We start from the raw sequence: 10,676 nt of genomic DNA on the forward strand, positions 1-10,676 counted from the left end.
CCTCTACAGCAGCTTGTCCCGCGTGATCGGCAGGTCCCGCACCCGTCGGCCGGTGGCGTGGTAGACGGCGTTGCCGATGGCGGCGGGCACGCCGGTGATCGGGGTCTCGCCGAACCCGCGTGCGCCCAAAGCACTGCTGCCGGGGTCGGGGTGGTCGACGAAGTGGCTCTCCACGGCCGGCGCGTCCGCGCACACGGGCACGAGGTAGCCGGACAGGTTCGGGTTGACGACCCGAGCGGTGTGCCGGTCGTAGACGGTGTGCTCCATCAGGGCGTGCCCGATGCCCCACGTCACGCCGCCGAGCACCTGGCCGCGGGCGGTGCGGCGGTTCATCACCCGGCCCATGTCGTGCGCGGTCACCACGCGGGTGACGCGCACCGAACCCAGCCTGGGGTGCACCCGCACCTCGACGAAGACCGCGCCGTAGGAGTGGCCCGGCGTGTTCTGCAGCCTGCCCGTCGTCTCCACCGGTTCGCCGTGCCTGCCGACGACGGCGCGGTAGCTGTCGCGCCGCGCGCGGTCGCGCACGTGGAACAGGTGGCCGTGCGCGGTCACCACCTCGCCCGCCGGGACACCGGCCAGCGGGGACCGCGGGTCGGCCACCGCCATGGCCACCACCGCGTCCCGCGCGGCACGGGCGGCGCGGTCCACCGGTCCGGTGATGCTCGCGATCGTCGCCGAGCCCGCCGATACGCCCGCGTACGGCAGCGCGCTGTCGCCGATCACGGCGGTGACGGCGTCCAGCGGCACACCCAGCGCGTCGGCGACGACCTGGCCGATCACCGTGTACGTGCCGGTGCCGATGTCCTGGGTGGCGATGCGCACCACCGCCCGGCCGTCGGCGCCGATCGTGACCGAGGCGGTGACCGGCGGGTCGGCCGGTGCGGCGGCGAAGGTGTGCGCTTCGGTGGCCATGCCCCAGCCGACGTGCTCGTCGCCGTCCTTGGTGGCGCCGGGCCGCGGTGCGCGCCGGGACCAGCCGAACGCCTCGGCCGCGATCCGGTAGCAGTCGAGCAGGCGCTTGCCCGCGATCGGCGAGCCGGTCTCCTGGTTGACGGCGGTGTGGTTGCGCCGCCGCAGCTCCACCGGGTCCACGCCCACCTGCCAGGCGAGCTCGTCGAGGGCGGTCTCCAGGCCGAAGTGGGCGGTGGTCTCGGGTGAGCGCATGTAGCTGGACGAGGCGAGGTCGAGCGGCACGCCCTCCTGTCTGATGTGGACGTTCGGGCAGTCGTAGAGGGTGCTGGACGAGTCGCTCTCGTTGAAGATCGACTCCTCGGTGCGGGTCAGCTGCGCGGTGGTCGTCTCGACCAGGGCGGTGAGCTTGCCCTGGCGGGTGGCGCCGATCCGCAGGTGCTGGCGGAACTCGGCCCGGTGGCCGGTCAGGGTGAACATCTGGGCGCGGGTGAGCACCAGGCGGACCGGTCGCCGCGCCAGCCGCGCCGCCGCGACGGTGAGGATGGTGTGCGGCCAGACCGGTCCCTTGGCGCCGAAACCACCGCCCAGGAACGGCGCCAGCACGCGGATGCGGTCCGGTGGCAGGCCGAACGCGGTGGCCAGCACCGACCGGGTGAGGTTGACCCCTTGGGCGGTCTCGTGCACCGTCAGGCGGTCGCCGTCCCACCGCGCCGTGGTGGCGTGCGGCTCGATCGGGTTGTGGTGGCGCGTCGGGCTGGAGTAGCGGGCCTCCAGCCGGACCTCCGCCGCCTCCAACGCCGCCGCCGCGTCGCCGCGGGTGATCTCGTTGGGCCGACCCCGGAACGGGAGCGGCAGGTGGGGCGGTTCGGTCGCGTCGTCCATCGACGCCGTCGGCGGTTCGGCGCGGTAGTCGACGCGCACCAGGTTCGCGGCTTCCCGCGCCTGCTCCACGGTCGAGGCCAGGACGATCGCCACGGGTTGGCCGGCGTGGTGCACCGCGGTGCCCTGCAAGGGGATGAACCCCTTGATGTAGGGGAACGTCGGCACGGTCAGGCGAGGCAGGTCGGCGTGCGTGTAGACCGCGACCACGCCGGGGTGCGCCAAGGCCTGTGACGCGTCGATGCGCACCACTTCGCCGCGGGCCACCGTGCTGGTCACCAGGAACCCGTGCAGCGCACCGGGCACCGGGTCGTCCGCCGGGTACCGGGCGGCGCCGGTGACCTTCGCGCGGCCGTCGACGCGCGCCACCGGACGTCCCACCAGTCCGTCGTTCACCGCAGACCTCCCAAGCCGCTGAGCAGCTCCACCAGCGCGCGTTGCACCAGCTCGACCTTGAACCCGTTGTGCGATCGGGGCACGGCGTCGCGCACGAGCGCGCGCCCGGCCCGCTCGATCCCGTCCACCGTCAACGGCGCGCCGCGCAGGACCGCCTCGGTCTCCGGCGACCGCCACGGGGTCGTCGCGATCCCGCCGAACGCCAGCCGCACGTCACGCACCCGGCCGCCGCGCAGCTCCAGGACGGCCGCGATCGAGACGACGGCGAACTCGAACGTGGCGCGGTCACGCAGCTTCAGGTAGCGCGACCGGGCCGCCGCCGAGCCCCGCGGCACCTCGATCGCGGTGATCAGCTCCGCGGGCCGCAGCACCGTGTCGACGTGCGGCGCCTGCCCCGGCCGGAGGTGGAGCCCGCCCACCGGGACCTGTCGCGGACCGTCCGGCCCGAGCAGGTGCACCACCGCGTCGAGGGCGAGCAGGGCGACCGCGAGGTCCGAGGGGTGGGTGGCGATGCAGTGCTCGCTGCCGCCGAGCACGGCGTGGCCGCGATTCCAGCCCTCCAGCGCGGGGCACCCGCTGCCCGGCACGCGCTTGTTGCACGCCGAGGCCGCGTCCCGGAAATAACCGCACCGCGTGCGTTGCAGCAGGTTCCCCCCGATCGTGGCCACGTTGCGCAGCTGCGGGGACGCGGACGCCTCCAGCGCCTCGGCCAGCACGGGGAAGCTCTCGCGGACCGACCGGTGCTCGGCCACCTGCCGCATCCGCGCGAGACCGCCGACGCGCAGGCCGCTCGCGGAGTCGGTGATCGACGCCAGGTCGAGCCTGCCGATGTCGACGAGGTGCTCGTGCCGCTGGGCGCCGTCCCTCATGAGGTTCAGCAGGTCCGTGCCGCCCGCGATGAACGCGGCGCCGGGCGTCTGCCGCGCCACGCGCACCGCCTCCGCCGGGTCCCGGACCGGGATGTAGCCGAACGCCCTCATCGGCGCACCTCCCGAGCCGCGTCGGCGACCGCCGCCACGATGTTCTGGTAGCAGGCGCAGCGGCAGAGGTTGCCGCTCATCCACTCGCGGATCTCCGCCGCCGACCCGGTGTGCCCCTCCCGGATGCACGCGACGGCGGACATGACCTGACCGGACGTGCAGGCACCGCACTGGAAGGCGTCGTGGCGGATGAACGCCTCCTGGACCGGGTGCAGCCGATCGCCGTCGGCCAGTCCTTCGACCGTGGTGATGTCGCTGCCCTGCCTCATCACCGCCAACGTCAGGCACGCCTTGACCCGCTCGCCGTCGACCAGGACCGTGCACGCGCCGCACTCGCCCCGGTCGCACCCCTTCTTCGTGCCGGTCAGCCCCAACCGCTCGCGTAACGCGTCCAGCAGCGTCACCCTCGGCTCCACGGTCAGGACCCGGTCGAGGCCGTTGACCGACAGGGTGATCTCCGCGCTCTCCCCCGGCGCGATCGCGCTCGGCGCGCCGGCGTCGGCGTGCGCTGCGACCGGCCGGAACGCGGTGCTCGCCGCCGTGACCGCGGTGGACTTCAGCACCGTTCGACGTGTGTGCGCCCGTGCGGGGCGAGATGGCTCCGGCACCGCATCCTCCTCGACTCGGAATATAACCGCGCTATAGCGCAGCCTGTAACAGAGTCAGATATACCGGTCCGGGTGTAACGGTGACAACCCCTGCCGTATAGCATCGTTACATGGTCGGATCGACGCGACAGCACATCCTCGACGTGACCGCGGACCTGCTCCGGGACGTCGGCATCGAGGCCGTGTCCGTCCGCGACGTGTGCCAGGCCGCCGGGATCACCGCGCCGACGCTGTACCACCACTTCGGAGACAAGCGAGGACTGCTCGAAGCCGTCGCGGCGGAGGGCTTCGCCCGCTACCTGGCCGAGAAGCACGGCCGCGGGCCGTCCGAGGACCCGTTCGACGACCTGAGGGCCGGGTGGGACGGCCACGTCCGGTTCGGCCTGACGAACCCGGCGTTCTACGTGCTGATGTACGGCGGCACCAGGTCGCGCGAGCACCCCTCGGCACGGGAAGGGTTGCGGGTCCTGCACGGCATGCTGGTCCGCCTCGCCGAACGGGGTCGGCTGCTGGTCACGCCCGACGAAGCCGTGCCCACCATCCACTCCGCGTGCGTCGGCACGACGTTGACGCTCGTCACCGACCCGGACGCACCGGCCCACGCCGACCTGTCCGAGCGGGTCCGTGACGCCGTGTTCGCCGCCGTCGTCAAGCCGGAACACCCGGCCGGACCGGGGACAGAGGCCCTGCCCGATACGGCACGGGCGCTGCTGGCGACCCTGGGCGCCCACCGCGACCCGCTCCTGTCACCGGGCGAACGACTGCTGCTGACCGAACTGCTCACCCGCCTGGCCTCCACGTCACCAGACCGCGGCCCGTCCGACTGAACCCGCGCGGGAACGCCGTGCCGAGAACCCGCGGAGCCGGCCCGAGTCGCGCCACGCCGGTTTCACGCGCGGCGGTGGAAGATCACTGATCTTCGAACGCCGCCGTGGTGACGCTGGGGGACCGATGAGTGCTGCACTTCCCGACGGCCGGGCCGCCCGGGCCGTCGCGGTGCTGAGCCGGGTGTGCGCACGGCACCGGTTCGTCGTGATCGGCGCCTGGGTTCTGCTGGTGCTGGCGCTGGTGACGGCCTCGCGGGTGATCGGCACGCCGACGGACAACGACGTGAGCCTGCCGGGCACCGACGCCCAGCTCGTGCGGGACCTGACCGCGTCGCCGGAAGCCCCGCTCACCTCCGGCACCGTGATCCTGGTGGCCGAGGACGGACGGCTGGACGACGAGGTCCGCTCCGGCGTGCTGGCGGACACGGCGGCCTCCCTGCGACGAGCCGAGCACGTGACGACGGTGGAACCACCCTCGACGCGGGACGGGTCGCTGTCCGCGGACGGCCGGACCGGCTGGTTCACGGTCGGCCTGGACGTCCGCCGGGCGGAGCTCACCAAGCCCGTGGCACAGGTCGTCACGGACGCCGCCCGGCCCGCCGCCGACGCCGGCCTGCGGGTGCTGCCCGGCGGGGCGCTCGCCCAGGTCCTCGACGGCTCGGGCAGCACCGGCGGGGAGTATTTCGGCCTGCTCCTGGCCGCCGTCATCCTCTTCCTCGCGCTCGGCGGCCTCGTCGGCGCGGTGCTCCCGCTGCTGACCTCGGCGCTCTCGGTGCTCGTGACGCTGGAGGTCGTGGGGCTCGCCGGGAACCTGACCTCGATGCCGGCGGTGGCGACGACCCTGGCGCTCATGGTCGGCCTCGGCGTGGGCATCGACTACTCGCTGTTCCTGCTCAACCGCTTCCGCGCGCTCACGCGGTCGGGCCTCACGGTGCCGGAGGCCGTCGAACGCGCCGCCGCCGACTCCGGCACGGCGGTGGTCGTCGCCGGGGTGACGGTCGCCCTCGCGCTCGCGGGACTCGTCCTCACCGACGTACCGCTGCTGCGGACGCTCGCCTGGACGTGCGGGGTCGCGGTCCTGGTCGCCGTGCTCGCCGCGCTCACCCTGCTCCCCGCGCTCACGTCGCTGGCCGGCCGCCGGCTCGCCCGCGGCGGGAGGCTGCACCACCGGCTGGTTCGCCGCACCGGCCCCGGTGGTCGTTGGGCACGCCTGGCCGACCGGGTCACCCGCCGGCCCTGGCTGGCCGGCGGGTCCGCGCTCGTGCTGCTGGCCTTGCTGGCCGCGCCGGCGACCGACCTGCGACTCGGCCAGCTGGACGCCGGGTCCTCGCCGACGTCCACCGCCGTCCGCCAGGCGAACGACGCCATCTCGGCGGCCTTCGGACCGGGCACGGGCACGCCGCTCACCGTGCTCGGCCGACTGCGAACGCCGGTCGCCGACGCCGGGGACGCCCGCCTCGCCGACCTCGTGGCGATGGTGCGGGCCCAGCCCGGGGTGGCTGCCGCCGGTCCGGCGACGCCGTCCGCGGACGGACGGGTCGTCACGGTCCAGGTGATCCCGTCTACGTCGGGCGGCGACCCGGCGACGGCGGACCTCGTGCACCGCCTGCGGAGCCAGTCCGTGCCGGGCATGACCGTGCACGTCGGCGGCGGCGTCGCCGCCCGGGCGGACCTCGCCGAACGGGTAACCGACAAGCTGCCGCTGGTCATCGGGGTCGTGCTGCTGCTGTCGGTCGCGGTCCTGCTGCTCGCCTTCCGGGCGCCGCTGCTCGCCCTCAAGGCCGCCGTGATGGATCTGATCTCCATCGGCGCGGCCTACGGCGTGCTGACGGCGGTGTTCACCTGGGGGTGGGGCGTGACGTGGCTCGGGCTCTCCGGCCCGGTGCCCATCCCGAGCTTCGTGCCGCTCATGCTCTTCGCCCTGCTGTTCGGCCTGTCGATGGACTACGAGGTGTTCCTGCTCAGCGACGTCCAACCGCGCTTCCGGCTGACCGGGGAGAACCTGCGATCGGTCCGCGAGGGCCTGGTCGGCACCGGTGGCATGATCACCGCGGCGGCGGCGATCATGGTCGGCGTCTTCCTCGCGTTCGTGCCCAACGACGACCCGACGATCAAGATGTTCGGCGTCGGCATGGCGGTCGCGATCGTCGTGGACGCGACCGTCGTCCGCTGCCTGCTCGTCCCGGCCACGATGGCGATGCTGGGCGACCTCACCTGGTGGACGCCGGGCCGCAAGCGGGTGCGCGCCCCCGAGCCCGCCCGATGAATTTCCGGCCGGGTGTATCCCACGCCCTCCGCGCCGCTCTTCTCTGGTGTCGGGTGGTTCCCGGTTGGGGAGCCGGACCACCCGCACAGGGGGGATAGCGCGCCACCCGCCCTTCGGGGCGGGTGAGCCGCGCGATCGGTTGCCGGGGGGCAATTCTCATGACCGAACTGATCAGCACGTCCGTGCCCGCGGCCGAGGAGCCGACGTTCGGGCTCACCAAGTTCCTCGACCCGCTGCGGGTGCCGCCGGTGATCCGGCCGCACTCGTGGTGGCACCAGGACTCGCTCACCGTGACCATGGTCCGCACGGCCGTGCGCCTGCACTCGCAGCTGCCGCCCACCGCCTTGTGGACCTACGACGGGCACTTCCCGGGCCCCACCATCGAGGTGCGCGGCGGCCGGCGGCTGCGGGTGTCCTGGACCAACGAGATCGACGGGACGATCCCGCTGGTCGCGGTGCGGGCACCGCTCGCGTCCACGCCGCAGGACAGCCCGGGCTTCCGCGCACCGGACGGCTCGCTGCCCGAGGGGGTGGCGTTGGTGGACGGCGTGTCCGACCTGCCGTCGTGGGCGGTGGTGCACCTGCACGGCGCCCTCACCGGCGGCGGCAACGACGGGTGGGCGCACAACGCGGTGCTCAAGGAGGCTTCGCAGCTCACCGAGTACCCGAACCGGCAGCAGGCCACCACGCTCTGGTACCACGACCACGCCATGGCGATCACCCGCTTCACCGTGCACGCGGGCCTGGTGGGCATGTACCTCATCCGCGACGAGGAGGAGGACGCGCTCGGCCTGCCCTCGGGTGAGCACGAGGTGCCGCTGGTGATCGCCGACCGCAACCTCGACACCGACTCCACGGGCGCGCTCACCGGGCAGTTGCTCTACAAGGTGCCCTACGTGACGACGCCGGCGGGCCAGGTGCTGCACCTGCCGTTCACCGGACCGTTCACCGTGGTCAACGGGGTGATCTGGCCGCACCTGGACGTGGAGGCCCGCTGGTACCGGTTGCGCCTGGTGAACGCCTCCAACGCGCGCACCTGGCAGCTGCGCCTGGTCGACGACGAGACCGGCGAGCCGCTGGACGACGCCGTGCGCCAGATCGGCACGGACGGTGGTCTGCTGCCCGCGCCCGCCGCGCTGCCGGAGGGCGGGCTGGTGTTCGCCCCCGCCGAGCGCGCCGACCTGCTGGTCGACTTCTCGCGGCTGCGCGGCAGGCGGGTGCGGCTGACCAACGTCCACCCGACGGCGGCGCCGGAGCCGTCCGTCATGCAGTTCCGGGTGGAGGACCGCGACCGGCACGACCGCTTCCGGCTGCCGGCGAAGCTGTCGACCTCCTACGTGCGGCTGCACCACGGCACCACGGTCCCCGAGGACCACGACCACGTCTTCGTCGGACTGGTGCCGCCCGGCACGGCGGGCGAGGGCCACCCGCAGCTGTGGGAACTGCACGAGATCACCGACCCTGGCCAGGCGCCCGCCGAACCGCCCGCGGCCGGGATCATCCAGCTCACCGATCCCGACACCGGGCGGGTGCGCACGTTCGAGCGGGTCGCGAGCCTGTTCGACGACACCACGAGCGTGTTCATCGACCACGGCCGCTGGGCGGTGTGGAACTTCATCCACCTGGGCGGGCCCCCGCACCCGATGCACGTCCACCTGAGCCAGTTCCAGGCCCTCACCCGCGCCGAGTACCCGAGGGACGAGGTGACCGGCACCGTCACGGGCTTCGACGTGGCCGTCGGCGGCACCACCGCGCCGCTGCCCGCGCCCGGTCCGGGCCGGCCGCTCGACCCGCGCGACGAGGGCTGGAAGGACACCTACCTGGTGGCGCCCGGCGAGTGGCTGACCATCGCGGGCCGGTTCGCCGGCGCGACGGGCAACTTCATGTACCACTGCCACATCCTGGACCACGAGGACGAGGGCATGATGCGGCCCTTCGTGGTCATGCCCGCCGAGGCGGCGCGCTTCCACATCCACCGCTTCGGCGGCGGCCACCACCACGGCGAAGCGGCCGGCGATACCCGCAGCCACGGGGGCAACGCGCCCTGAACCCCGCGGCTCGTCGGGGCCGCCCCGGGGTCGTGACCCGACTCCGGGGCGGTCGTCGTGCCGGCGGACCGCGGGCACGGGCGTGGCGGCGCAGGCGTGGGCCGAGGAACCCACGGCCCCTTGACACCCGGATGGTCTTGCTCGGACACTAGGACCGGGCCCGCGATGTTAGCGCAAACATCCGCCTGCACCGCCCCTTACGCGGCAGGTGTCGTCGAACCTGTCCACACCCCAAGGCATCCGCCTGTACGGACCTGATCCGCACCGCAACCCTGCCGTGTTAGCGCTAACGCCAATCCGCCGCGATCAGGTATCCCCCACCTCCGGCACTGGGAGTTGACCATGCGTCGTCGAACACGCACCTGCGTGGTGCTGTCCTGCCTCATCGCCACGACGATGGCCGTGCCGCTACCGGCGTCCGCGGACGTGCTGCCGACCGGGGCGCGCTCGCTCGAGTCGGTGAACTTCCCCGGCCGCTACGTCCGCCACCAGGACTACCTCGGCCGGCTGGACCCCGTGACCTCGGGCAGCACGGCGCAGACCAAGCTGGACGCGACTTTCACCGTCGTCAACGGCCTGGCCTCACCGTCGTGCTACTCCTTCCAGGCCAAGAACGGCTCGTTCCTGCGGCACCTGGACTGGCGGGTGCGGCTGGAGGCGAACACCGGCGACGCGCGCTTCCGCGAGGACGCGACGTTCTGCGCGGTGGCCGGGTCGACGGCCGGTTCGGTGTCGCTGACGGCGTTCAGCCACCCGGACCGCAGGATTCGGCACCGCAACTACGAGTTGTGGCTGGACGCCTACCAGGACACGGCGCAGTTCCGCGCGGACAGCTCGTTCCGCCTCACCGCGCCGTGGAGCCCGAAGACCACCAAGGGGCCGGTCGTCCCGGGCCTCTTCGCCGACCCGCACATCACGAACTTCAACGGCCGCTACTACCTCTACCCCACCACCGACGGCTACGCGGGCTGGGCCGGCACCTACTACAAGGCGTTCTCCTCCACCGACCTGGTGAACTGGACCGACCACGGCGTGATCCTCGACCACGGGCCGGACGTGTCGTGGGCCGACAACTCCGCCTGGGCGCCCGCCGTCATCGCCAAGAACGGCCGGTACTACCTGTACTTCAGCGGCGGGGCGGCGTCCGGCGACACGGGCAAGCAGCTCGGCGTGGCGGTGTCGGACTCCCCCACCGGTCCCTTCCGCGACGCCCTCGGCAGGCCGCTGATCCGCGCGGGCGCGTACTCGGGGCAGGCCATCGACCCCATGGTGTTCACCGACGACGACGGGCAGTCGTACCTGTACTGGGGCAACGGGACCGCCTACGTCGTCCCGCTCAACGCCGACATGATTTCCTTCGACCCGGCCAAGGTCCGCGACATCACCCCGAACGGTTACCGCGAGGCGTCGTTCGTGTTCAAGCGCAACGGCACCTACTACTTCATGTGGTCGGAGAACGACACCCGCAGCGAGGACTACCGGGTCGCCTACGCCACCGGGACGTCACCGCTCGGCCCGTGGACCAAGCGCGGCGTCGTGCTGCAGAAGCGCTTGGAGCTCGGCATCAAGGGACCCGGTCACCACTCCGTGGTCAAGGCGCCCGGCAGCGACACCTGGCACGTCGCCTACCACCGCTTCGCCGTGCCCGCCGGCAACGGCACCAACCGCGAGACCACCGTGGACCGCATGACGTTCAACGCGGACGGCACCATCACCCAGATCGTCCCCACCCTGTGAGCCGAGGAGATCAGGGGGCG

General features: G+C 73.0%; 7 protein-coding genes. 4 read left to right on the forward strand and 3 right to left on the reverse strand.

Annotated elements, in window-relative coordinates:
* Positions 1-3: 3 nt before the first annotated feature.
* Genes LNK82_RS34570 through LNK82_RS34580 form a run of 3 tightly spaced genes read right to left on the reverse strand, consistent with a single transcriptional unit; the run spans position 4 to position 3,649 of the window.
* Positions 4-2,190 carry a xanthine dehydrogenase family protein molybdopterin-binding subunit gene (locus LNK82_RS34570; RefSeq protein WP_230571128.1) on the reverse strand — a complete coding sequence of 729 codons (2,187 nt, stop codon included), beginning with the start codon at positions 2,188-2,190 and terminating at the stop codon, positions 4-6.
* A complete protein-coding gene (locus LNK82_RS34575; protein WP_230571129.1) occupies positions 2,187-3,170 on the reverse strand; it encodes an FAD binding domain-containing protein in 984 nt (327 codons plus the stop codon). Before LNK82_RS34575 ends, LNK82_RS34570 begins: the two co-directional genes overlap by 4 nt.
* Complete coding sequence (locus LNK82_RS34580) at positions 3,167-3,649, reverse strand: (2Fe-2S)-binding protein (RefSeq protein ID WP_230571139.1); 483 nt, start codon at positions 3,647-3,649, stop codon at positions 3,167-3,169. The genes LNK82_RS34575 and LNK82_RS34580 overlap by 4 nt, the downstream gene beginning before the upstream one ends.
* 239 nt (positions 3,650-3,888) lie before the next feature.
* Between LNK82_RS34580 and LNK82_RS34585 the strand changes: the two genes are divergently transcribed.
* The 4 genes from LNK82_RS34585 (at position 3,889) to LNK82_RS34600 (ending at position 10,656) form a co-directional block, all read left to right on the forward strand.
* Positions 3,889-4,605 carry a TetR/AcrR family transcriptional regulator gene (locus tag LNK82_RS34585; RefSeq protein WP_230571130.1) on the forward strand — a complete coding sequence of 239 codons (717 nt, stop codon included), beginning with the start codon at positions 3,889-3,891 and terminating at the stop codon, positions 4,603-4,605.
* A 124-nt stretch (positions 4,606-4,729) separates the two neighbouring features.
* Positions 4,730-6,871 (forward strand): MMPL family transporter, encoded by a 2,142-nt coding sequence (locus LNK82_RS34590; RefSeq protein WP_230571131.1) that lies wholly within the window; start codon positions 4,730-4,732, stop codon positions 6,869-6,871.
* 158 nt (positions 6,872-7,029) lie between these two features.
* Positions 7,030-8,919, forward strand: a complete 1,890-nt coding sequence (locus tag LNK82_RS34595; RefSeq protein ID WP_230571132.1) for a multicopper oxidase family protein — start codon at positions 7,030-7,032, stop codon at positions 8,917-8,919.
* Positions 8,920-9,261: 342 nt separating this feature from the next.
* On the forward strand, positions 9,262-10,656 hold the full coding sequence (locus tag LNK82_RS34600) for a family 43 glycosylhydrolase (RefSeq protein WP_230571133.1): 1,395 nt from the start codon (positions 9,262-9,264) through the stop codon (positions 10,654-10,656).
* Positions 10,657-10,676: the final 20 nt, after the last annotated feature.

The sequence above is a fragment of the Saccharothrix luteola genome, from assembly GCF_020859565.1.
GTDB classification, from domain to species: Bacteria; Actinomycetota; Actinomycetes; order Mycobacteriales; family Pseudonocardiaceae; genus Actinosynnema; species Actinosynnema luteola.

Bases quoted from the DNA above. Each gene is read 5' to 3' on its own strand.
- LNK82_RS34590 (WP_230571131.1), top strand. From the start codon at position 4,730: ATGAGTGCTGCACTTCCCGACGGCCGGGCCGCCCGGGCCGTCGCGGTG.
- LNK82_RS34600 (WP_230571133.1), top strand. From the start codon at position 9,262: ATGCGTCGTCGAACACGCACCTGCGTGGTGCTGTCCTGCCTCATCGCC.
- LNK82_RS34585 (WP_230571130.1), top strand. From the start codon at position 3,889: ATGGTCGGATCGACGCGACAGCACATCCTCGACGTGACCGCGGACCTG.
- LNK82_RS34595 (WP_230571132.1), top strand. From the start codon at position 7,030: ATGACCGAACTGATCAGCACGTCCGTGCCCGCGGCCGAGGAGCCGACG.
- LNK82_RS34575 (WP_230571129.1), bottom strand. From the start codon at position 3,170: ATGAGGGCGTTCGGCTACATCCCGGTCCGGGACCCGGCGGAGGCGGTG.